20 protein-coding genes and 1 tRNA gene are annotated in these 22,402 nt (G+C 71.7%); 5 read left to right on the top strand and 16 right to left on the bottom strand.

The features are described from left to right. Positions 1-68 precede the first annotated feature (68 nt). Complete coding sequence (locus tag HWD93_RS08220) at positions 69-1,397, top strand: MFS transporter (RefSeq protein ID WP_229084952.1); 1,329 nt, start codon at positions 69-71, stop codon at positions 1,395-1,397. 161 nt (positions 1,398-1,558) lie between these two features. Here HWD93_RS08220 and HWD93_RS08215 read toward each other — a convergent pair whose 3' ends face one another. The 7 genes from HWD93_RS08215 to polA all read right to left on the bottom strand — a co-directional run bounded on the left by HWD93_RS08215 (position 1,559) and on the right by polA (position 12,265). Continuing rightward, positions 1,559-2,911 carry an acyltransferase gene (locus HWD93_RS08215; RefSeq protein WP_261646537.1) on the bottom strand — a complete coding sequence of 451 codons (1,353 nt, stop codon included), beginning with the start codon at positions 2,909-2,911 and terminating at the stop codon, positions 1,559-1,561. Next, complete coding sequence (locus HWD93_RS08210; protein ID WP_261646536.1) at positions 2,908-4,404, bottom strand: AMP-binding protein; 1,497 nt, start codon at positions 4,402-4,404, stop codon at positions 2,908-2,910. Before HWD93_RS08210 ends, HWD93_RS08215 begins: the two co-directional genes overlap by 4 nt. Positions 4,405-4,426: 22 nt before the next feature. Then, the gene (locus HWD93_RS08205) at positions 4,427-5,458 is read right to left on the bottom strand and encodes a hypothetical protein (RefSeq protein ID WP_229084957.1); all 1,032 of its coding nucleotides are present in this window, start codon (positions 5,456-5,458) and stop codon (positions 4,427-4,429) included. Beyond that, a complete protein-coding gene (coaE, locus tag HWD93_RS08200; RefSeq protein WP_071296297.1) occupies positions 5,455-6,057 on the bottom strand; it encodes a dephospho-CoA kinase in 603 nt (200 codons plus the stop codon). The genes HWD93_RS08205 and coaE overlap by 4 nt, the downstream gene beginning before the upstream one ends. Before the next feature lie 95 nt (positions 6,058-6,152). Continuing rightward, complete coding sequence (gene rpsA / locus HWD93_RS08195) at positions 6,153-7,622, bottom strand: 30S ribosomal protein S1 (RefSeq protein ID WP_070416219.1); 1,470 nt, start codon at positions 7,620-7,622, stop codon at positions 6,153-6,155. A gap of 189 nt (positions 7,623-7,811) precedes the next feature. Further along, a complete protein-coding gene (locus HWD93_RS08190) occupies positions 7,812-9,491 on the bottom strand; it encodes a DUF885 domain-containing protein (RefSeq protein WP_071296367.1) in 1,680 nt (559 codons plus the stop codon). Positions 9,492-9,592: 101 nt separating this feature from the next. Next, positions 9,593-12,265 (bottom strand): DNA polymerase I, encoded by a 2,673-nt coding sequence (gene polA, locus HWD93_RS08185; protein WP_261646535.1) that lies wholly within the window; start codon positions 12,263-12,265, stop codon positions 9,593-9,595. Between the two features lie 100 nt (positions 12,266-12,365). Here polA and HWD93_RS08180 point away from each other — a divergent pair, with 100 nt between their 5' ends. Together HWD93_RS08180 and HWD93_RS08175 are read left to right on the top strand one after the other, a co-directional pair. After that, on the top strand, positions 12,366-12,734 hold the full coding sequence (locus tag HWD93_RS08180) for a PaaI family thioesterase (RefSeq protein WP_071296366.1): 369 nt from the start codon (positions 12,366-12,368) through the stop codon (positions 12,732-12,734). A gap of 29 nt (positions 12,735-12,763) precedes the next feature. Then, the gene (locus tag HWD93_RS08175) at positions 12,764-13,147 is read left to right on the top strand and encodes a VOC family protein (RefSeq protein WP_261646534.1); all 384 of its coding nucleotides are present in this window, start codon (positions 12,764-12,766) and stop codon (positions 13,145-13,147) included. 4 nt (positions 13,148-13,151) lie between these two features. On the opposite strand, the gene HWD93_RS08170 is transcribed toward HWD93_RS08175, so the two are convergent. From HWD93_RS08170 to HWD93_RS08150, 5 genes are all read right to left on the bottom strand, one after another. Then, the gene (locus HWD93_RS08170) at positions 13,152-13,622 is read right to left on the bottom strand and encodes a GNAT family N-acetyltransferase (RefSeq protein WP_261646533.1); all 471 of its coding nucleotides are present in this window, start codon (positions 13,620-13,622) and stop codon (positions 13,152-13,154) included. 44 nt (positions 13,623-13,666) lie between these two features. Further along, positions 13,667-14,272, bottom strand: coding sequence for an ANTAR domain-containing response regulator (locus HWD93_RS08165; RefSeq protein ID WP_022905562.1), 606 nt, complete (start codon positions 14,270-14,272; stop codon positions 13,667-13,669). 44 nt (positions 14,273-14,316) lie between these two features. Then, positions 14,317-14,397 (bottom strand) — tRNA-Leu (locus HWD93_RS08160). A gap of 8 nt (positions 14,398-14,405) precedes the next feature. Further along, the gene (locus HWD93_RS08155) at positions 14,406-15,896 is read right to left on the bottom strand and encodes a HAMP domain-containing sensor histidine kinase (protein ID WP_261646532.1); all 1,491 of its coding nucleotides are present in this window, start codon (positions 15,894-15,896) and stop codon (positions 14,406-14,408) included. Continuing rightward, positions 15,896-16,579 (bottom strand): response regulator transcription factor, encoded by a 684-nt coding sequence (locus HWD93_RS08150; protein WP_261646531.1) that lies wholly within the window; start codon positions 16,577-16,579, stop codon positions 15,896-15,898. Before HWD93_RS08150 ends, HWD93_RS08155 begins: the two co-directional genes overlap by 1 nt. A gap of 159 nt (positions 16,580-16,738) precedes the next feature. Between HWD93_RS08150 and HWD93_RS08145 the strand changes: the two genes are divergently transcribed. Beyond that, positions 16,739-17,245, top strand: a complete 507-nt coding sequence (locus HWD93_RS08145; RefSeq protein ID WP_261646530.1) for a hypothetical protein — start codon at positions 16,739-16,741, stop codon at positions 17,243-17,245. A gap of 86 nt (positions 17,246-17,331) precedes the next feature. Here the strand turns inward: HWD93_RS08145 and HWD93_RS08140 are convergent, their stop codons facing one another. The 3 genes from HWD93_RS08140 to HWD93_RS08130 are packed head-to-tail and all read right to left on the bottom strand — an operon-like array spanning position 17,332 to position 20,549. Further along, on the bottom strand, positions 17,332-18,507 hold the full coding sequence (locus tag HWD93_RS08140) for a GAF domain-containing protein (protein WP_261646529.1): 1,176 nt from the start codon (positions 18,505-18,507) through the stop codon (positions 17,332-17,334). A gap of 45 nt (positions 18,508-18,552) precedes the next feature. Further along, on the bottom strand, positions 18,553-19,008 hold the full coding sequence (locus HWD93_RS08135) for a DUF779 domain-containing protein (RefSeq protein WP_261646528.1): 456 nt from the start codon (positions 19,006-19,008) through the stop codon (positions 18,553-18,555). Then, positions 19,008-20,549 carry an aldehyde dehydrogenase family protein gene (locus tag HWD93_RS08130; RefSeq protein WP_261646527.1) on the bottom strand — a complete coding sequence of 514 codons (1,542 nt, stop codon included), beginning with the start codon at positions 20,547-20,549 and terminating at the stop codon, positions 19,008-19,010. The genes HWD93_RS08135 and HWD93_RS08130 overlap by 1 nt, the downstream gene beginning before the upstream one ends. Before the next feature lie 178 nt (positions 20,550-20,727). Between HWD93_RS08130 and HWD93_RS19445 the strand changes: the two genes are divergently transcribed. After that, positions 20,728-21,267 carry an HdeD family acid-resistance protein gene (locus HWD93_RS19445; RefSeq protein WP_070416229.1) on the top strand — a complete coding sequence of 180 codons (540 nt, stop codon included), beginning with the start codon at positions 20,728-20,730 and terminating at the stop codon, positions 21,265-21,267. Between the two features lie 39 nt (positions 21,268-21,306). Here HWD93_RS19445 and HWD93_RS08120 read toward each other — a convergent pair whose 3' ends face one another. Continuing rightward, positions 21,307-22,386 (bottom strand): VIT1/CCC1 transporter family protein, encoded by a 1,080-nt coding sequence (locus HWD93_RS08120; RefSeq protein WP_071296287.1) that lies wholly within the window; start codon positions 22,384-22,386, stop codon positions 21,307-21,309. Positions 22,387-22,402: the final 16 nt, after the last annotated feature.

The following is a 22,402-nucleotide window of genomic DNA, read 5'->3' as shown; positions in this document are numbered from 1 at the left end:
AGGGACCCGGCATAGCCTCCGATCCGTTCAGTAACCCGACTCGCTCTCACTCCCCGAAGAGGCCCCCCATGACGACGGCGACCCCCGCCGCACCGACGAAGGGCACCCCGTTCCGCGGACGCATCCGCGGACGAGTGCTCATCCTGCTGTGCTGCATGTACGCGATCTCGTACATCGACCGCACCAACATCTCCACGGCGCTCCCCCACATCACCGAGGACTTCGGCTTCAACGAGACGACCGCCGGGCTCATCGTCTCCGCCTTCGCACTCCCCTACGCCCTGCTGCAGGTCTTCGGCGGCACGATCGCCGAGAAGTTCGGTCCCCGGAAGGCCCTGTTCGTCATCACCGTGATCTGGGGTGTCGCCACCCTCTGGACCGGGTTCTCGGTCGGCTTCTGGACGCTCTTCGCCGCCCGCGCGCTCCTCGGCCTGAGCGAGGCGGCCGCGTTCCCCGCCGCCACCCAGGCCATGAGCCGCTGGATCCCCCGCGACCGCAACGGCTTCGCACAGGGCGTCGTGCACTCCGCGGCGCGCCTCGGCAACGCCCTCGCACCGCTCCTCGTCGCCTGGGTCATCGGTGCGACCGGCAGCTGGCGGTGGGCCTTCTTCGCGACGGCCGTCCTGTCCATCGCCTGGGCGATCGTCTGGTTCGTCTGGTTCCGCGACAAGCCCGAGGACACCGCCGGCATCCAGCAGGTCGAGCTCGACGAGCTCCCGCCCGTCGAGACCCGCGCCACCCGGCCGCCCGTCCCGTGGCGCACGCTGGCCCGGCAGATCTCCCCGGTGACCTTCGTCGACTTCGGGTACGGCTGGGTGCTCTGGGTGTTCCTCACCTGGATCCCGACGTTCCTCAGCGACACCTACGGCCTGCCGATCAGCCAGTTCGCCCTCTTCACCACGCTCGTGCTCCTCGCCGGTGTCGTCGGCGACACCGTCGGCGGGATGCTCAGCGACCGGATCATCCACCGCGGCGGCGACAGCCGGAACGCCCGGAGGATCGTCCTCGTCATCGGCCTCGGTGGCTCCCTCGTCTGCCTCGTCCCCCTCGTGATCGGGCAGGGTCTGGTCGTCGCGACGATCTCGCTCGCCCTCTCGTTCTTCTTCCTGGAGCTCTGCAACGCCAACCTCTGGGCCATCCCGATGGACGTCGCCCCGCAGTGGTCCGGCACCGCGTCGGGGTTCATGAACACCGGCTTCGGCATCGCCGGCGTGATCTCGCCGATCGTGTTCGGCGCGCTGATCGACGCCTCCGGCTGGCAGCTGCCCTTCGCCCTCTCCTGCGTGCTGCTCGCCGCTGCGGCCGTGGTCGCGTGGTTCATGAAGCCGAAGCGGCTCACGATGACGGACGGCGTCCTCGAGATCGGCGTCCCGAAGGCCGAGCAGCACGCCGGCTGATCCGCGTCGCGACGACCGCTGCACGCTGCGGACGGGAGGCGCGGTGCCAGGCCGACCCGCGCCTCCCGTCCGACACTGCGCACGACGGGAGGCGCGGTGCCAGCCCGACCCGTGCCTCCAGTCCCCACGCGGTGCGGGCGACGCCCCATCGACGGACGCGCTCAGCGCGTCGACCGCGGCCCGACGTCGTCCGTCTCCCCCACGAGCGCATCGTCCGGCTCGACCGGCTCGACCGGCTCGACCCGCGGTTCCGGGGCGACCACCGGCACGGCACCGGCACCCGCACCCCGAGCAGCCGTCTCCCGCTTCCGCGCCCGCGCCGCCCGCTGCCCACGCGACGACAACGACGGCCGCCCCGTGAGCGGCACGCTCAACGGCGTCCACCGGAACAGCTCCGTCACGGCCACCGACAGCACGAGCACGAGCACATAGGTGACCAGCGTGAGCCAGGGCTGGGGCACGACCCGTTCGAGCCAGCTGTCGCCGTACAGCAGGATCCAGATCGCGAACGGGTGGCTGAGGAAGATGCCGAACGACCGGTCCGAGCCGTGGTCGACGACGCGGGCGAGCGCGCTCCCGCGCCGGCGCCGATCCGCCCAGCGCGCGCCGATCGCCAGGAACCCGACGAACACGGCGCTGCTCCAGAGCACCTGGACGGGCTGCAGGGGCGTGCCGGCGGCGTAGAGCGACTGCCCGAGACCGACCTGCAGCCACCACACGCCGAGGGTGAGCGCGCCGACGCCCGCGAAGCCCCAGAGGACGGCGCGGCGGTGCACCCGGATGAACCGGAGGAAGGCATCCGCGTGGTCGGCGGCGATCGCGCCGGACACGATGAAGAACACGTACGAGAAGAAGAACTGCTTCTGGTAGCCGTGCATCCACGCGTCGCTGGCGGGGAAGTACTTGTACCCGGCGAAGACCACGAGCTGGAACACGAGCGTCACGGCGAGGACCGCGACGTGGTGGCCGCGCGTCCTCCGGACCAGCCACGCGATGACCGGCAGGAGCAGGTACACCTGCATCGTCACGAGCAGGAAGTAGAGGTGGTACCAGGAGACGCCGGTGACGATGCCCTCGGCGTACGTGCGCACGAGGTCGGGCACGTCGCCCCGGCGGGTGGCGCTGAGGAGCCAGGACGACGCCACGTAGACGAACGACCACGCCAGGTAGGGCACGCCGACGAGCAGGAAGCGCTTCGGCCAGAACTGCGCCATCGGCCGCGGTCGGAGCGTGTAGCTGTAGACGAGCACGAAGGCCGTCAGCGAGAAGAAGACCAGGCGGGTGAAGTGGAGCAGGCCGAGCAGGGCGTTCAGCGGGACGTCGTCGGCGGCCACCGTGTGGCTGGTGGTGTGCACGCCGATGACGCAGGCGAAGGTCAGGATGCGGAGGACGTCGACCTCGTAGAGGTGCCGCGGCTTCCCCTCGGAGGTGCGGGTCGGCGTCTGCACCCGACGGTCGGTAGCGTCGGCGGTGGGCGTGGCGGCGTCGGCGGTGGGCGTGGCGGCGTCGGTCACGGGTGTTCGGCCATCGTCCGCACCTTCGCCCGCTGGACCTTGCCGGTCGGCGCGCGCGGCAGGTCGGGCACGACGACGATCTCGACCGGACGGCGGAACCGTGTGAGGTGCGCTTCGGCACGCGCGGTGAGGTCGGCGACCAGGGCCTCGGCGTCCACGGCCTCGTCCGGCTGCGGGATCACGTAGGCGATCGGCACCGCGCCGAGGACCTCGTGCGGCCGTCCGACGACCACGGCCTCGAGCACGCGGTCGTCGCCGAGCAGCACGTCCTCCACCTCGGAGGGGTACACCTTCTCGCCGCCCCGGTTGATGACGTCGTCCGAGCGACCGGCGAGCGACACCCAGCCGTCCGCCGAGACCGATCCGACGTCGCCCGTGCTCAACCAGCCGTCCGCGTCGAACCGCTCCGCTGCGCGACCGAAGAGGTAGCGGTGGACGATGCCCTCGCCGCGGATCCAGAGGGCACCGACCTCGTCGGCAGGCAGCACCGTGCCGTCCTCGCCCCGGACCTGCACCTCGGACCCGACCGGCACGCCGACGGTCCCGACGCGTGCGGGTGCACCGAGCGGCGTGGCGGTGATCTGCGACGCCCCCTCGGTCATCCCCCAGCTGACGACGAGCGGGACGTCGCCGAGCGCCTGCCGCACCGGATCGGGCAGCGGAGCGGAGGCGCTGCGGACGAACCGGAGGCCCTCGGGGAAGTCGAGCGGACCGGTCTTGGCGAGGACCGCGAGGATCGCCGGGACCGCGTTCAGCCAGGTGATCCGGCGCTCGGCGAGCAGCTCCCAGAAGCCGGTGCGACGGAACCGCCGGTCGAGCACGAGGGTCCCGCCGGCCACGAGGGTCGCCAGCAACCCGACGACCTCGGCGTTCACGTGGAAGAGCGGGAGGGAGTTGAACCCGCGGTCCTCCGGCGTGAGGCGGTTGTGCTGCGCCACGGACCGGGCCACGAACAGCAGCTGCGACTCGGGCAGCTCGACGCCCTTCGGGGTACCGGTGGAGCCGGAGGTGAAGAGCACGACGGACCCCTCGCCGGGTGCGCCCGGGTTCTTCGACGGCAGGTCGCCGTCGCGGACGGCTGCCGGGAGGAACGTGGCCGCGTCGATCCCGCTCGCCGGTGCCCCGGGGACGGTCGCGTCCACGGCGCGGTCCGACACCACGAGCGAGGCGCCGCCGATCAGGTCCGCAAGACGGCCGGGTTCCGAGGTCGGCTGTCCGGTGTCGACGGGGATCGCCCGCCGACCGGTCGCGAGGGCGGCGAGGTGCACGACCGCGAACGAGAGCGGGTCGGCGAGGTCGACCAGGACCGCCCCGGACGGCGCGACCCCGATCGCGTCCAAGGTCGACGACCACGCGGACACCGCGTCTTCGAGCGCGCGGTAGGTCAGGACGCGGTCACTGCGCGCGTCCTCGAGGTAGGTGCGCTCCCCGTCCTGCGCCGCGCGGGCACGGATGGTCGAGCGCAAGTCGGGTCGTTCGCCTGCTTGCTGCACGGACTCAGAGTATTGCGGGATCCTATGACGGGTCCGAGGGGAAGCGGTGGAGCAGCCACTGCCACAGTGCCTCCATCCGCGGGAGCCCGTCGCGGCCGATCGGGGTCGTGTCCTTGATCGTGCGCGAGTGCGACTCGGCCGGCGACCCCACCGCGATGTCGGTGAGGATCGCGTGCGGGTCCTCGTCGGGTCCGGGCGGCGCGGTGTCGGTCCGGAACGGTCCGTCGGGACCGTCGAGCCCGAGCACCTTCCAGGAGCCGCGGATCCGGGGGCCGAAGACGTCGCGCACGTCGTCGATCGCGTACATCCGGGCGACCGGTGTCCGCCCCGGGCGGTCCATCCAGGCCGCGTGCTCGCTGCCCAACGACTCCACGGGCGAGGAGAACATCAGCGCGCCCTGCACCGGCCGGATGTGCGCGATGTACGCAGCTTCTCCACCGCCCTGAGAGTGCCCGGCCACCACGATGTCCTGCCAGGCGATGTCCGAGTCGCCCTGGACGAACCGTCCCCACCCGCCGTCCGGGTCGTGGTCGTCGAGGTAGGCGATCGCGTCACGGAACCGCGAGACGATCGAACCGGCCGGCTGCACCGAGCTGAACCGTGACGGCCGGGTGCCGTCGAACCGGTTCCGCTGCACCTGCCCGTAGCAGTGCGGATCCGCCTCGCACGTCCCCGACAGCGTCTTGCCGAGGTTCCAGTAGTCGAGCCCGAGCACGTGGTACCCGTCGCGCAGCGCCGCGGACAGGAACAGCTGGTAGTCAGCGGGCCGGGCTCGGGTCGCCGGGAGGAACAGCAGCAGCGGGCCGCCGGAGTCGGTGCGTGCCGCGAAGTCGTCACGGTTCGGCTCGAGCCGCTGCCCGTTGATCGTGCCGAGGCGGAAACGGTGGAACTCGCCGACCGGACCGTGCTCGTCGCCGCGCGGTCGGTCGGCTGCGGACACCCGGCCGTGCTCCGCGACCCGATCGCCACCGAGGACGTTCGCCGCGACGAGCGAAGCGGCGCCGATCGCCACGAGGAGGACGGCCGCGAGGACCAGGAGCACCCGGTGCTTCATCGGCCGATGCGCTCCCAGACCTTATCGGCGGATCGGATCGTGTCGGCGAGGGTGCCGGTGGCGTCCACCACGTGGTCGGCCAGTGCCAGGCGGTCGGCATCGCTCGCCTGGGCGGCGACGCGGCGCTCGGCTTCGTCGCGGGGCATGCCGCGGTGCTCCACGAGCCGCTCGATCCGCTGGGCAGCGGGAGCATCGACCACCACGACCGCGTCGAACCGCAGCGGCCGGCTCCCCCGGGCTTCGGCGAGCAGTGGCACGTCGTAGACCACGACGGCGTCCGGGTCCGCTGCCTCGGCTGCGTCGAACGCCGCCTGGGCGAGACGCCAGACCTCGGGGTGGGTGATCCGCTCGAGGTCCTTCCGCGCCGCGGCGTCGGCGAACACGATCGCGCCGAGTGCCGGCCGGTCGAGCGAACCGTCGGGGGCGATGACGCCGGGGCCGAACCGCTCGGCGACCTGCGCGAGGCCCGGGCTGCCGGGAGCGACGGCGTCGCGCGCCAGCCGGTCGGCGTCCACCACGACCGCGCCGTGCTCGGCCCAGCGGCCGGAGACGGTGGACTTGCCCGCGGCGATGCCGCCCGTGAGACCGATGATGCGCACACCGACAGGCTACCGACCCGCCACCTCCGGAACGGCCGGAAGCCCGGCACCCCTTCTCAGGGATGCCGGGCTTCCGGTACGGCTGCGCCGCTCGATCAGTTGGTCGAGCTGAGCTTCTCGCGGAGCGCTGCGAGCGAGGCGTCGTCGGCCAGGGTGCCCTGACCGTTCGACTCGGTCGCGAACGTCGAGGACGACGACGACGAAGCGGTCGCCGGGAGGTCGAAGCCACCCTGCGCCTCGTCGGCGATGGTCTTCGCGACCTGCGCCTTGTGGGCTTCCCAACGCGACTGGGCGGCAGCGTACTGACGCTCCCACTCCTCGCGCTGGGTGTCGAAGCCCTCGAGCCACTCGTTCGTCTCCGGGTCGAAGCCGTCCGGGTACTTGTAGTCGCCCTTGTCGTCGTACTCGGTCGGCATGCCGTAGAGCGCCGGGTCGAACTCGGAGCCTTCCGGGTCCACGCCCTCGTTCGCCTGCTTGAGGCTGAGCGAGATGCGACGACGGTCGAGGTCGATGTCGATGATCTTGACGAAGACCTCGTCGTTGACCGAGACGACCTGCTCGGCGAGCTCGACGTGCTTGTTCGAGAGCTCCGAGATGTGCACGAGGCCCTCGATGCCGTCGGCAACGCGGACGAAGGCACCGAACGGCACGAGCTTCGTGACCTTGCCCGGTGCGATCTGGCCGATCGCGTGGGTGCGGGCGAAGACCTGCCACGGGTCTTCCTGCGTGGCCTTGAGCGAGAGCGACACGCGCTCGCGGTCCAGGTCCACCTCGAGGATCTCGACGGTGACTTCCTGACCGACCTCGACGACCTCGCTGGCGTGCTCGATGTGCTTCCAGCTGAGCTCGGAGACGTGGACGAGACCGTCGACGCCGCCGAGGTCGACGAACGCACCGAAGTTGACGATCGACGACACGATGCCCTTGCGGACCTGGCCCTTGTGGAGGTTGTTGAGGAACGTGGTCCGGGACTCGGACTGCGTCTGCTCGAGCAGCGCGCGGCGCGAGAGGACGACGTTGTTCCGGTTCTTGTCGAGCTCGAGGATCTTCGCCTCGAGCTCCTGACCGAGGTACGGCGTGAGGTCGCGGACGCGACGCAGCTCGATGAGCGACGCCGGGAGGAAGCCGCGGAGGCCGATGTCGACGATCAGACCGCCCTTGACGACCTCGATGACCGTACCGGTCACGACGCCGTCGGACTCCTTGATCTTCTCGACGTCGCCCCAGGCGCGCTCGTACTGCGCACGCTTCTTCGACAGGATGAGGCGACCTTCCTTGTCCTCCTTCTGGAGAACCAGGGCCTCGACCTCGTCACCGACCTCGACGACCTCGTTGGGGTCGACGTCGTGCTTGATGGAGAGTTCGCGCGAGGGGATGACACCCTCGGTCTTGTAACCGACGTCGAGGAGGACCTCGTCGCGGTCGATCTTCACGACGGTGCCGGAGATGAGGTCTCCGTCGTTGAAGAACTTCAGGGTCTTCTCGACCTCGGCCAGGAAGTCATCAGCCGAGCCGATGTCGTTGATGGCGACCTGCTTGGGAGCCTTGGTCGTGGTGGTTGTCATGTAGAGATTGCTCCGAACGGACATGAGTCGGGCCGAGACGGCGAGGGAGCGACCCCCTGGTCCGAACCGGATGCCGGTTCGAGCCGTCCTGGCGATGTGTTTGGTGAGCGCGGATTGCGCCGCACAAGTCTAACCGCAGCGAGCGAGCGCCCACAACCGGGCGTGTCGGATCGTGTCGGCCCCGATCGATCAGTCGAGCAGGGCGCTGCGGAGCGTGTCCAGACCGATGCTGCCGAGCGCGAGGGCCCGGTGGTGGAACGCCTTGAGGTCGAACGACGCACCCTCGCGGGCGGCCACCTCGTCGCGGATGGACTCCCAGACGCGCTGACCGACCTTGTACGACGGCGCCTGCCCGGGCCAGCCGAAGTACCGGGCCACCTCGAACTGCACGAACTCGTCGGACATGTTCACGTTCTGGCGCATGAAGTCGAGGGCGTACTCCCACGTCCAGGCGCCACCGTCGGGGTTCGTCTTCTGCAGGTGGACGCCGATGTCGAGCACCACCCGGGCTGCACGCATGCGCTGCCCGTCGAGCATGCCGAGCCGGTCCCCGTCGTCGTCGAGGAAGCCGAGCTGCTCCATGAGGCGCTCGGCGTAGAGCGCCCAGCCCTCGACGTGCCCCGAGGACCCGGACAGCTGCCGACGCCAGGTGTTCAGCTCGCCGCGGTTGTAGACGCCCTGGCTGATCTGGAGGTGGTGGCCGGGGACACCCTCGTGGTAGACCGTCGTCTTCTCGCGCCAGGTGCCGAACTCGGTGACGCCCTGCGGCACGGACCACCACATGCGGCCGGCGCGCGAGAAGTCGTCGGACGGGCCGGTGTAGTAGATCCCGCCCTCTTGTGTGGGGGCGATCCGGCACTCGAGGCGCTTGATCGGGTCGGCGATGTCGAAGTACTTGCCGTCCATCGCCCGGATCGACTCGTCGCTCGTCTCCTGCATCCACCGCTGCAGGGCGTCGGTGCCGTGCAGCACCCGCGCCGGGTCGGCGTCGAGGACCTCGATCGCCCGGGCGACGCTCGCACCGGACTCGATGCGGTCGGCGATGCGCTCCTGCTCGTCACGCATCCGCGCGAGTTCCTCGATCCCCCACTGGTACGTCTCGTCGAGGTCGACGACCGCACCGAGGAACCGCCGGGAGTGCAGCTCGTACGCCTCGCGCCCGACGGCGTCGACCGGCGTCGCGAGCGGCATCAGCTCGTGCTCGAGGAACTGCCCGAACGACCGGTACGCAGCAGCGGCGACCTCGGCCCCGCGGGCGAGCTCGGCCCGGAGCGGCTCAGGCACCGGACCACCGTCGTCGAACGCGGCGCCGTCGACCAGCTGCCGGAAGACGCCGTCCGCCGCGCCGGTGCGGGTGGCCTGCTCGGCGATGAGCGCGACCTGGCGACGAGCGGGCGTGACGTCCTCGCGCGTTCCCTCGAGCAGGGTCTCGCGGATGCCCTCGATCGCGTCGGGGAGCGCGTGCAGCCGACTCGCGATGTCCCGCCAGTCGGACTCGGTCGCGGTCGGCATGAGGTCGAGGACGTCGCGCACGGACTGCGCCGGGCTGGCGATGACGTTGAGGTCGCGGAGGTGGAGCTTGCGGTCGAAGGACTCCTGGACGAGGTCGAGCTCGGCACCGAGGTCGGTCTTCGTCACCTCGTCGACGGCGTCCACCGCGTCGGCTGCGTCCAGCGCACGCTTCGTGGCGCGCGCCGCGTCCGCCATGGCCGCCGCACCGGCGGGCGACGTGTCGCCGTACTCCCCCGTGCGCCCCGGGACGCCGATGTACGTGGCGACGGTCGGGTCGAGGTCGACGAGGGTGGACACCCAGTCCTCGGCGACGCGGTCGACGGCGGAGGGCTGGCGGACAGGACGGTCATCGGTCATGCTCACGACCCTATCCACGACCGCTCACGACGTGGGACCCGCGGGACTGGAGGCACGGTGCGGGCCGGCACCGTGCCTCCTGTCCAGCAGGCGGTCGCGCCTCAGTGCGCAGCGGCTTCCCAGTTCGGGCCGACGCCCACGGACACGTCCAGCGGGACGGTCAGCTCGGCCGCGCCGCCCATGCGGGTGCGGAGGATCTCCTCGACCCGCTCCTGCTCGCCGGGCGCGACCTCGAGGATGAGCTCGTCGTGCACCTGCAGCAGCAGGTGCGACGCGAGCTCGCCGTCGCGGAGGTCGGCGGCGACGCCGAGCATCGCGATCTTCATGATGTCGGCCGCCGAGCCCTGGATCGGCGCGTTCAGCGCCGCGCGCTCGGCGTTCTCGCGGAGGACGCGGTTCGGGCTCTTCAGGTCGGGGAACGGGCGACGGCGACCGAAGATGGTCTCGGTGTAGCCGTCCTCGCGCGCCTGCTCGACGACACCGCGCAGGTAGTCGCGCACCGCGCCGAACCGGGCGAAGTACTCGTTCATGAGGGTGCGTGCCTCGGACTGCTCGATGCGGAGCTGCTTCGACAGGCCGAACGGGCTGAGGCCGTAGGCGAGGCCGTACGACATCGCCTTGACCTTCGTGCGCATCTCGGGCGTGACGTCGGCCGGCTCGACCGAGAACACCCGGGCGCCGACGAACCGGTGCAGGTCCTCGCCCTCGTTGAAGGCCTGGATGAGACCCGGGTCACCGGACAGGTGCGCCATGATGCGCATCTCGATCTGCGAGTAGTCGGCCGTGATGAGCGTCGTGTAGGGCTCGGCGACGGCGAACGCCGACCGGACCCGGCGCCCGACCGCGGTCTTCACCGGGATGTTCTGCAGGTTCGGGTCGGTCGAGGAGATGCGGCCGGTGCTGCTGCCGGTCTGCTCGTACCGGGTGTGGATGCGTCCGTCGACGATCGCGGCGTCGAGCGTGTCCACGATCTGCCGGAGCTTCGTGGCGTCGCGGTGCTGGAGCAGCAGCCCGAGGAACGGGTGCGGGTGCTGTTCCTGCAGGTCGGCGAGGCTCGCGGCGTCGGTCGAGAACCCGGTCTTCGTCTTGCGGGTCTTCGGCATCGCGAGCTCGGTGAAGAGGACCTCCTGCAGCTGCTTCGGCGACCCGAGGTTCACCTCGTGCCCGATCTCGGCGAAGGCCTGCTGCGCGAGTTCGGCCGCGCGCTCCCCCAGGTCGTGCGACAGCCCGGTGAGCACCGGACGGTCGATCGCGACACCCGTGGTCTCCATGCCGGCGAGGACCGGGACGAGCGGGAGCTCGATGTCGTCGAGGACGGTGAGCGAGGACTCGTCGAGACGGGCGCGCAGTGCGGTGGTGACCCGGAGCACGAACCACGCGTGCACGCCGACGTTCACCGGGTCGGTCTCGGGGACGAGCTGGTTCGGGTCGGCCGTGGGGAGCTCTTCGCCGAGTTCCTGGTAGACGAGGTCGGCGAGGGGCTGCCCCTGCTTGCCCGGCTGCGCGAGCCACCCGGTCAGGCGGGCGTCGCCGGCGATGCCGTTCACCTCGAAGCCGACCGTGGCGAGTGCCTTGATCGCGGTCTTGGCGTCGTGGAAGTGCTTCGGGGCGTCGGAGGCGAACCACGCCGACAGCTGCTCGTAGTCCTTCGCGCCGCTGCCGCCCGGGACGAGGACGGCGTCGTCGTGCGTGGCGATGCCGATCGCGCTGAGGCGCCCGTCGATGACCTCGACCGCGACGCCGTAGCCGTTCGCCGCCTCGGCCGCGTTGCGCCGCTCAAGCCAGTAGCCGAGCTCCTCGTCGATGAGGGTCTTGACCGCGGGCGGCGTCGGCGCGCCGCTGTCGACCGAGCCCTCGACCGCGCTGGACTCCGACGGCTCGCCGGAGCCCGCGACCTTGAACACGCGGTCGAGCAGCGTGCGGAACTGCAGCTTCGCGAAGAGCTCACGCACCGCGGCCTCGTCGAGGGGACGGAGTGCGACGTCAGCCGGCCCGACGGGCAGTTCCACGTCGTTCACGAGCCGGTTGAGCTTCCGGTTGCGGATCGCCCGGTCCTTCTGCTCGCGCAGGTTGTTGCCGACGACGCCCTTGATCTCGTCGGCGTGCTCGAGCACTCCGTCGAGGGAGCCGTACGCCGTGATCCACTTCACCGCCGTCTTCTCGCCGACCTTGTCGATGCCGATGAGGTTGTCGCTGGTCTCGCCGACGAGCGCCGCGATGTCGGGGTACTGGTGCGGCTCGATGCCGTACCGCTCGTACACCTTGTCGCGGTCGTACCGGGTGAGCTCGGAGACGCCGCGGACCGACGGGTACAGCAGCGTGACGTCGTCGTTCACGAGCTGGATCGAGTCACGGTCGCCGGACACCACGTAGACCTGGTAGCCCTGTTCGGAGCCCTGGCGGGCGAAGGTGGCGAGGATGTCGTCGGCCTCGTAGTCCTCTTTCGTGACGGTGGTGATGCCCATCGCCTCGAGCGCCTGCTGGAGGAGCGGGATCTGGCCCTTGAACTCCGCCGGGGTCTCGGAGCGGGTGCCCTTGTAGTCCTCGTACTCACGCGTGCGGAACGAGAAGCGCGAGATGTCGAACGCGACCGCGAGGTGGGTCGGCTTCTCGCGCTGGAGGAGCATGAGCAGCATCGAGATGAAGCCGTGGATGGCGTTCGTGTGCTGCCCGTCACGGTTCACGAAACTGTCGACCGGCAGCGCGTAGAAGGCCCGGAAGGCGAGCGAGTGGCCGTCGATGACCATGAGGGTAGGCTTTGCGGAGTCCGACACCCGGACAGCCTACCGACGCCATCCGACACGGGAGTCCGCCAGCGTGACCGATCGAGCTGCCACCACCGGGACCGTCAACGAACGCCTCGCCGACCGGGGGATGGGCGAGCTCGCCGAGAAGATGGGCATGGTCATCACGGAGCTCACGGCCGAGCGCGCGGTGGGCACCATCCCGGTCGAGGGCAACCGTCAGCCCGTCGGACTCCTGCACGGCGGCGCCTACGTCGTCCTGGCCGAGAGCCTCGGGTCGATGGCCGCGAACGTGCACGCCGGTCCCGGCCGGTACGCGGTCGGCATCGAGCTGAACGCCTCGCACTCCCGGAGCGCCACGAGCGGCCTGGTCACCGGTACCTGCACGGCACTGCACCTGGGCAACACGCTCACCACGCACGAGATCGTCCTCACCGACGACCAGGGGCGGCGCTGCTCCACCGTGCGCATCACCAACATGATCCGCGAAGCCCGCTGACCCCGGCGGGCGTCACGAAGGAGTGACCCGTGCCCGCCACCGACTGGAGGATCGAACTGATCCTCGTCCCCGTCAGCGACGTCGACCGATCCCGCGAGTTCTACGAACGGATCGGCTTCTCGATCGACCACGACCAGCGCGTCTCCGACGAGCTCCGCTTCGTGCAGGCCACCCCGCCCGGGTCCGCCTGCTCCATCGCGTTCGGCGAGGGCATCATGTCCCCGGACGTCGTCCCCGGCTCGCTCAAGTCGATCCAGGTCGTCGTCCCGGACGCCGACGAGGCCCTCGCGCACCTGCGGGGGCTCGGCGTCGACGCGATCGGGGTGGACGAGATGGCGTGGGGACGCTTCGTGTTCTTCGCCGATCCCGACCAGAACGCGTGGACGCTGCAGCAGCTCCCGGCGCGCGGATGACGGGTCAGTCCTCGGGCGGGCGCTGCAGCAGCAGTCGGGCGTCGCCGAACCCGAGGCGGCGGTAGAGCGTCTCGCCCTCGACGCTCGAGTGCACCGACGTCCGCTCCGCACCGAGCTCGTCGGCGGCGTCGAGCAACGCGGTCACGAGGCGCTTCGCGACGCCGGCGCCCCGCAGGTCTGGGTGGACGTAGACGGTCTGCACGTCAGCGGTCAGCCGTCGCCCGGGTCGGTCCGGCGTCGGGGGCCGTGCGACGAGTCCGAGCCACGCCATGCCGAGCACCCGGCCGTCGCGTTCGGCCACGACGCAGCGGTGCGTGTCGGGGTGGGCGGCGGCGAACGCCGACATCGCCTCGCGGTACTCGTCCGGGGTCACGCCCGGCGTCGCACCGCCTTCGTCGACGCTCCACCGCCATCGCAGATCGGCCACCGCCGGCATGTCGTCGGGCCTGGAGGCACGGATCACCACGTCGTCCATGGCTCCACCCTGCCAGGTGGTCGGCCTGGTGCGCGCTCGGGTCGCTACTTCTTGGCGCTGAGCTGCTCGATGATCGCCTTGGCGACGTCGTGCATGGTCAGGCGGCGGTCCATCGAGGCCTTCTGGATCCAGCGGAACGCCTCGGGCTCGGTGAGGCCCATCTTCTCGTTGAGCAGGCCCTTGGCGCGGTCGACGAGCTTGCGGGTCTCGAAGCGCTCGACGAGGTCGGCGACCTCGGCCTCGAGCGTGATGATCTGCTGGTGCCGCGAGAGGGCGATCTCGATCGCGGGCAGGAGGTCGTTCGGCGTGAACGGCTTGACGACGTAGGCGAGGGCGCCGGCCTCGGTCGCACGCTCGACGAGGTCCTTCTGGCTGAACGCCGTGAGGAGGACCACGGGGGCGATGTGGTTCTTCGAGAGCTTCTCGGCGGCGGAGATGCCGTCGAGCTGCGGCATCTTGACGTCCATCACGACGAGGTCGGGACGGAGGTCGGTCGCGAGCTGCACGGCGGTCTCGCCGTCACCCGCTTCGCCGACGACGTCGAACCCGTTGTCGCGGAGGATCTCGACGATGTCGAGGCGGATGAGCGACTCGTCCTCGGCGACGACGACGCGACGGGGTGCTGTTGCAGTTGCTTCTGTGTCACTCACACCCAGAAGCCTACTAGACGTCGGAAGTCGCAGTTGCGCAGTTGTACGAGTGGCGGGACTCGAACCCGCACGCCGTGAAGCAGAGCATTTTGAGTGCCCCGTGTCTACCATTCCACCACACTCGCGTAGGGCATCAGGCTAGCAGGACGCCCGCTCGCGGACGTGCACCGGCCGGCACCGTCGCGCTCGCGGGCAGGCGCACGTCGAACACCGCGCCGCCGAGCTCGCCGTCGCCCCCGTGCGCGAGCGAACCGCCGTGCGCGACGGCGATCCCGCGCGCGATCGGCAGCCCGAGGCCGGCGCCGCCGGAGCGGGTGTCCCGAGCGTCCTCGAGCCGGACGAGTCGGTCGAACACGCGCTCGCGGTCGGCTGCCGGGATCCCGGGGCCGTCGTCCTCGACACGGAGTCGAGCCCCCTCCGGTCCCACGCTGAGGCGGAGCCAGACCGTGCCGGTGCCCCCGGTGGCCCTCGCGGCGTTGTCGACCAGGTTGCCGAGCACCTGGGCGAGTCGGTCCGGGTCCACGTCGGCGTCGACCGGGTGCTCGGGGACCTCGACGCGCAGCTCCACGCCGGGCAACCGGATGCGGAGCCGCTCGGCCTCGGCGTGGAGCCAGTCGACGAGCTCCGTTCTGCGCCGGTCGAGGGCGATCCCCCGGTCCAGTCGCGCCATCGTCAGCATGTCGTCGACGAGCCGAGCCGCCCGGTCGGCCTGCCGCACGACGTGCACCGCGAGCATCTCGTTCGTCTCCGGGTCGTCCGGGCCGTTGCGCACGAGGGTGTCCGCCGCGGCCCGGACACCGGCGACCGGCGTCCGCAGCTCGTGGGCGGCGTCGGACAGGAACGCGCGCACCCGTTCCTCGGCGGCGACGGCCTGCGCCTCCGCACCCTCGACCGCGTCGAGCATCTCGTCGAGGGCGAGCGCCACCCTGCCGATCTCCGTGTCGGTGCGGGACGGCCGGAGTCGGCGTCCGCGGTCCCCCGCGGTGATGGAGCGGGCGGCGGCGGTCATCTCGTCGAGCGGGCGCAGCGAGCGTCGGACGACGAGCACGACACCCACGACGGCGACGCCGAGGAAGGCGGCGGACGCACCGCCCATCACCCAGCCGAGCTGCGCCAGGGTCTCCTGCACGTCGCGCGTCCCGGCGGTCAACGTGATGCGGGTGCCGTCCTCGAGGTCCGAGCGGAGGGTCAGCACGCCGTCGTCCTCGTGCACCGACGACGACGTGATGGTGGCGCCGGCACTGTCGGACGAGCCGGTGGTCGACGGAGCCGCCGAGGACCGGGCCGCCGGTCCGGGCAGGCCCGTCGGGTCGGGTGGCCCCTTCCGCAACTGCTCGGGGCTGGGGCCGGCCTCGACCGCGGCGCCGTCGGGTTCGACGATCCGCACGGAGAGCCCCTGCGCGGACAACCGGTCGGCGAGGTCGCTCGCGTCGAGCACCCCGACGAGCGCGGCCGCAGCGGACGCCCGGTCACGCAGGCGGTCCTCGACCTGCGCGGTCAGTCGGGCGCCGAGGACGGCCTCGACCGCGACGACGAGGGCCGTCAGCAGGACCGCGAGGAGCACCAGGATCGCGACCACGGTCCGCAGCCGGAGCGAGGTGGTCCGCAGGCGTCCGTCGCGCATCACGCCGCACCCCGGTCCACCGCGAGCCGGTACCCGAGGCCCCGGACGGTGTGCACGAGCCGCGGCCCGTGCGCCTCCATCTTCCGCCGCAGTGCGCTGAGGTGCACCTCGACCAGGTTGGGTGCGATGTCCTCGTAGCCCCAGACCTGGGTCGTGATCTGCCCCTTCGACACCGTCCGTCCGCGGCTCTCGGCGAGGAACCGGAGGAGTCGGAACTCGGTCGCGGTCAGGTCGAGCAGCACGCCGGCGCGGCGGACCGTGGAGCCGTCGGGGTCGAGCACGAGGTCGCCCACCTCGATCACGGACGGCACCCGTCCTCGGCGCCGGAGCACCGCCGTCACCCGGGCGACGAGTTCGGCCATCGCGAACGGCTTCACGACGTAGTCGTCCGCACCCTCGGCGAACCCGCGCAGTCGGTCGTCGAGCTCGTCCCGCGCGGTGGTCATCACGACGGCGGCGTCCGACCGGGCCCGGATGCGGGCGGCGAGCAGGATGCCGCTCGGCCCGGGGAGCATCCAGTCGAGCAGGACGAGGTCCGGGGCGGTGCGGTCGAGGTCGGCGGCGATGGAACGGCCGTCCGCGACCTCGGCGACGGTGAACCCCTCGGCGCGGAGGGTCGTCACGACGGCGGTGCGGAGGGAGTCGTCGTCCTCGACGACCAGGATGCGGGCGGGTGCGGTCACGGCGGACACCGTAGGTCGGCTCCGCCAGCACGGAACATGGAACGGCCTGGAGAAACCCTGTGCGCCACGAATGCTTCAGTCCTGCTTCAGATTCGAACCCGAGCGTCGTCCTCGTCGGCGGACCGACCCGGTCGACCGACGGACGAACAGGAGAACACCATGGAGAACGAACAGGGCACGAAGCGTCGCCGGACCCTCCGCGCGGTCGGGATCGGATCCGCAGCGGCGGCCGTGCTGGTCCTCGGCGGGATCGGGGTGAGCGCAGCAGTGGCCGCACCCGCCACGCCGAGCGCAGCGGCGACCGGAGCCCCGTCCGGAGCACCGAGCGGGGCACCGACCGGCGCGCCCACGGACGGACCCGCCGCCGGGCCCGCCGGGAAGGGCGACACCGGCACCGCCTCCGGCTGCGTCGCCGGCCCGCTCGCCGACGGGAAGGCGCCGACCCCGCCGACGGACGGCACGGCTCCGACCCCGCCGAAGGACGGCAAGGCACCCAAGCCCCCGAAGGACGGCACGGCACCCACCCCGCCGAAGGACGGAACGGCGCCGAAGCCGCCGAAGGACGGGAAGGCGCCCGAGCCCACGAAGGACGGCGAGGCACCGACCCCGCCGGCCGCACCCGACGCGGGCGACACCTCGACACCGGAGCCGACGAGCGGGTCCTGACCACCCCGCACCCGCCGCGGGAGGCGCGCGCCGTCGGCCGACGGACCGACGTGTGCCGTGCCTCCCGAGCCGGCGGAGCCGTCCGCTCAGGGACGCTCGATCGCCTCGATCGCCGCCACCACGCCCGCCCGCCGCGGCGACCGACGCGGCAACGCCGCGAGCAGCACCCGCAGCACCTGCTCGTCCGCCGCGCCGTCCGCGGTGCGTGCCCACGCCTGCAGCGCGTCCACCCCGCCGTCCTGGAGGAGCGACTCACGGAACCGGGACCGGACGCGGTCACGTAGGTCGTCGACCCCGGGCGACGCGGACCCCGGCAGGACCGGTCCGGTGTACCGGTCGACGGCCTGGAGGCGCGCCCCGCGGTCGAGCGCGGACAGGACCGTCTCGACGTCGGTCCGGATCCCCTCCAGGCGGTACGGCCTGGACGTCAGGCGCGCGTCGAGCGCGTGGCGGGCGAGGACACGGCGGAGCCGCACCACCTCGGCCCGCAGCGTCTGGACGGCGCGCGGGTCGCCGTACACGGCGACCGCGAGGTCCGCGGCGGCCAGTCCCTGCGGGTTCGCGGCGAGCACCGCGAGGATCTCCGAGTGCCGCTCCGACAACGCGACCGACCGCGACCCGGCGTGCAGCGTCGCGGTGTCGGACCCGAGCAGGGTGAGCTCGGCGGACGGGGCCGCAGCCGGACGGTGTGCGCTCCGGGCCGAGAGCGCCGCCAGTGCGAGTTCGGCCTCGGCCGCCGCGGCCGTCGCCGTCAGGAGCGGCAGCGTGTGGCGTTCGACGGCGCGGTCGTCGCCCGTGATGTCGAGCGCGCCGACCACCGTGCCCGCGGCGTCGCGGAGCGGGACCGCCGTGCAGGAGAACCCCTTCACGGCCGTCGCGTAGTGCTCCTCGGCGTGGATCTGCACGGCGCGTCCGAGCCGGAGCGCGGTCCCCGGAGCACTCGTCCCGGCGCGTTCCTCGGCCCAGTCGGCACCGGGGACGAACCCCATGCCCTCCGCGGCGCGCCGTGCGGATCGTGCGCCGTCCACCCAGACGAGCCGACCCGATGCGTCCGCGAGGGCGACGACGCACCCCGCCGACCGGACGTCGTCGAGCAGGAGCCGTCGGACGACCGGCAGCGCGGTGCCGAGCGGACCGGCACGGCGGAGGGCGTCGAGTTCGTCCTCGCCGATCGAGGGCGTCGGCACGGTCTCGGGGTCGACGCGGGCGGAGCGACGCCAGGACGCAGCGACGAGCGGGCGGAGACCGGACGGTTCGCGCATGCGCCCTCCTGTCCGGTCCCCGTCGCGTCGTCACGAGCGGTGCGGTCAGCCTACGTCCGGCACCCCGCTCGGGCCAGGGCCGGCGCTGACCAGGCCGAGATCCGCGAGCTCGGCGTCGTCCAGCATCCGGGAGCGGGTGAGGAACCGCTTGCCCTCCGGTACCTCGAGGGAGAAGCCCGCGCCACGACCGTCCACGACGTCGATCGTGAGGTGGGTGTACTTCCAGTACTCGAACTGCGACCGCGACATGTACACCTCGACGGGCGCGATGCCGTCGACCTCGAGCGCGCCGAGGAGCACGTCGCCCGAGCCGGTCATGAACATGCCGACGGGGTAGCACATCGGGCTGGAGCCGTCGCAGCACCCGCCCGACTGGTGGAACATCAGCGGGCCGTGCCGGGCGGCGAGGGAGCGCAGGAGCTCCCCCGCCGCCGGCGTCACCGCCACGCGGGCGGTGGCGGGCCGGTCGGCGGTGGCCGGCCGGTCGTCGGTGTCGGGCATCAGAAGAAGCCCATCGGGCCCTCGGCGTAGGACACCAGCAGGTTCTTCGTCTGCTGGTAGTGCTCCAGCATCATCTTGTGGTTCTCCCGTCCGATACCGGACTGCTTGTAGCCGCCGAACGCCGCTCCGGCCGGGTACTGGTGGTAGGTGTTCTCCCACACGCGCCCGGCCTGGATGTCACGGCCGGCGCGGTAGAGCGTGGTGGCCTCGCGGCTCCACACCCCGGCGCCGAGGCCGTACAGCGTGTCGTTGGCGATCGAGATCGCGTCGTCGTAGCCGCTGAAGCTCGTCAGGGCCAGGACCGGGCCGAAGATCTCCTCCTGGAAGATCCGCATCGAGTTGTCCCCCTCGAACACCGTCGGCGTGACGTAGTACCCGCCGGACAGCTCCCCGCCGAGGTCCGCCCGCTCGCCACCGGTGAGGAGCTTCGCGCCCTCCTGCTTCCCGATGTCGATGTAGCTCAGGATCTTCTCGAGCTGGTCGTTCGACGCCTGCGCGCCGATCATCGTCGACAGGTCGAGCGGGTGTCCCTGCTTGACGGCGCGCACCCGGTCGAGGCCGTCCGCGACGAAGCCGTCGTAGATCTCCCTCGCCACGAGTGCCCGCGACGGGCAGGTGCAGACCTCGCCCTGGTTGAGGTTGAAGAAGGCGAAGCCCTCGAGTGCCTTGTCGTAGAAGGCGTCCTGCTGCTGGGCGACGTCGGCGAAGAAGACGTTCGGGCTCTTGCCGCCGAGTTCGAGCGTCACGGGGATGAGGTTCTGCGACGCGTACTGCATGATGAGCCGGCCCGTGGTCGTCTCCCCCGTGAAGGCGACCTTGCGGATGTCCGGGTGCTGCGCGAGCGGTGCACCGACCTCGATGCCGAAGCCGTTCACGACGTTGAGGACACCGGCCGGGAGCAGGTCCCCGATCAGGTCGATGAGCACGTGGATGGACGCCGGTGTCTGCTCGGCCGGCTTCAGGACGACGCAGTTGCCCGCTGCCAGTGCCGGAGCGAGCTTCCACACCGCCATCAGGATGGGGAAGTTCCACGGGATGATCTGCCCGACGACGCCGAGCGGTTCGTGGAAGTGGTAGGCCACGGTGTCGTGGTCGATCTCCCCCGTCGAGCCCTCCTGCGCGCGGATCGCCCCGGCGAAGTAGCGGAAGTGGTCGATCGCCAGCGGGATGTCCGCGCCGATGGTCTCGCGGATGGGCTTGCCGTTCTCCCACGTCTCCGCGACCGCCAGGGCCTCGAGGTTCTGCTCCATCCGGTCCGCGATCTTGTTGAGGATGCCGGCGCGTTCGGCGACGCTCGTCCGACCCCAGGCCGGGAACGCCTTCCACGCGGCCGCGACCGCACGGTCGACGTCGGTGGAGTCGCCGCGGGCGATCTCGGTGAACACCTTGCCGGTGACGGGTGTGGGGTTCTCGAAGTACTGTCCCCCGGCCGGTGGGACGTACGCGCCGCCGATGTAGTGGTCGTACCGGGAGCGGTACGAGACGAGGGACCCCTCCTCGCCGGGTGCGGCGTAGGTGGATGGTGACGGTGCGATGGTCATGGTGGACACCTTTCGACGACTCTGTCGGGGCGCTGGGTCCGCGCCTGCCCGAACGCTACGGCGGCGGAGGTTGCATCCGGTTGCACCCCTTCGCGGCGCTTCGCCCCCCGCGCGACGAACCGACCGCTGCCGGCCGAGGTAGCGTCGGAGCGAGCAGACCTGACAGGGAGGAGTGCTCGTGGACTCTCGTGCCGTCCGCACGTTCCGCGTGTTCGTCATCGTCACCGCGGTCGTCGCCATCGCGCTCGGCATCGTCGCGATCGTCTGGCCACGGCCGTCGCTCGTCGTCGTCGCACTGCTGTTCGGCGTCTACCTCGTCGTGGCCGGCGCACTGCGGGTGTTCGCCGCGGTGCGGGGCCACGGCACGCCGCCGGTGTGGCGCTGGACCTCCGGCGTCGTCGGCGGCCTGGTCGGGGTCGCCGGACTCGTGACGCTGCTGGACCCCGCCGTCCCGCTCGTCGTCTACGCGGTGCTCGCCGGCGTCGGCTTCATCGTCGAGGGGATCGCGTCGTTGATCGGCGGCTTCGTGGGACACCCGGGGTCGTCGCGGGTTCCGTCGATCGTGAGCGGGGTGCTCTCGATCCTCGGGGGCGTGGTCGTGCTGGTCGCGCCGGGGCTCGCGCTGACCGTGTTCATGGTCTTCTCGGGCATCGCGCTCATCGTCGTCGGCGCTGCGGCCCTGCTGCTGCTCCCGCCTCGGGCCGCCGTCCGTCGCTAGCCCGGTGGGCCGGACGCGGCCTCGTCGGTCGTCGGAGGGCTAGGCGCTGCCCGTCCCGAACAGCAGTCCGAGCCCGTAGGTGACCGCTGCCGCACCGAACCCGATCGCGAGCTGCCGGAGCGCCCGACGCAGCGGCGACGCACCGCTCAGCACGCCGACCACCGCGCCCGTGCCGAGCAGGGCGATCCCGACGAGGAGCGCCGCGACCGCGATCGCCGCCCACCCCTCGAGGCCGAACAGGTACGGGAGCACCGGGATGATCGCCCCCGACGCGAAGAAGCAGAAGCTCGAGACCGCCGCGCTCATGCCGTTGCCGATGGCCTCGTGGTCGTCCACCGGCGCCGTGCCCGTCACCGCGGCTCCGCCGAGGACGTCGTCGGCGTGCTGCTGGGCCTCGGCCTCGGACATGCCCCGAGCCCGGTACACGAGGGCGAGCTCGTTCGCGTCGACGTCGAGGTCCGCGACGGCCCGGCCGGCTTCGGGGTGCGGGGCCGATGCCGTGAGGAGCTCGCGCTGCGACCGCACCGAGACGTACTCCCCCGCCCCCATCGACAGCGCGCCGGCGAGGAGTCCCGCGATGCCGCTCAGGAGGACGAAGTGCCGGTCCGCCCCGGACGCGCTGACGCCGATGATGAGCGCCAGGTTCGACACGAGGCCGTCGTTCGCGCCGAACACCGCGGCTCGGAAGGTGCCGGACAGACGCATCCGCCCGCGGTTGGCGAGCCCGCGGACGACCTCGCCGTGGATCCGTTCGTCGGCCGCCATGCTCGCGGTCGCGTCGGCGTCGTCGGCGTAGGGCGAGCGGTCCTCGGCGCGCTGCATGAGCGCGAGGACGAACACCGACCCGAACCGCTTCGCCAGCGACGCGAGCACCCGGGTGCGGAGGCTCCCGCGCTGCGGCCGACCCACGTCGTCGCCGAGCAGGTCGAGCCAGTGCTGTTCGTGCCGGCCCTCGGCCTCGGCCAGGGCGGACAGGATCTCGCGTTCCTCACCGTGTCGCCGGGCGGCGAGGTTCCGGTAGACGGCGGCTTCCGCCCGTTCGTCCGCCAGGTAGCGGCGCCAGCGTCGGACGTCGGTGCGCTGGGCGGTGGGTCGGGACTGGAGGCTCACACCGGCCATCCTGCCCGCTCGCGCG

The organism is Curtobacterium sp. C2H10 (genome assembly GCF_025407985.1).
Lineage (GTDB): Bacteria > Actinomycetota > Actinomycetes > Actinomycetales > Microbacteriaceae > Curtobacterium.
Note: the sequence above shows the minus strand (reverse complement) of the source record. Positions and strands in the feature narration are given on the sequence as shown.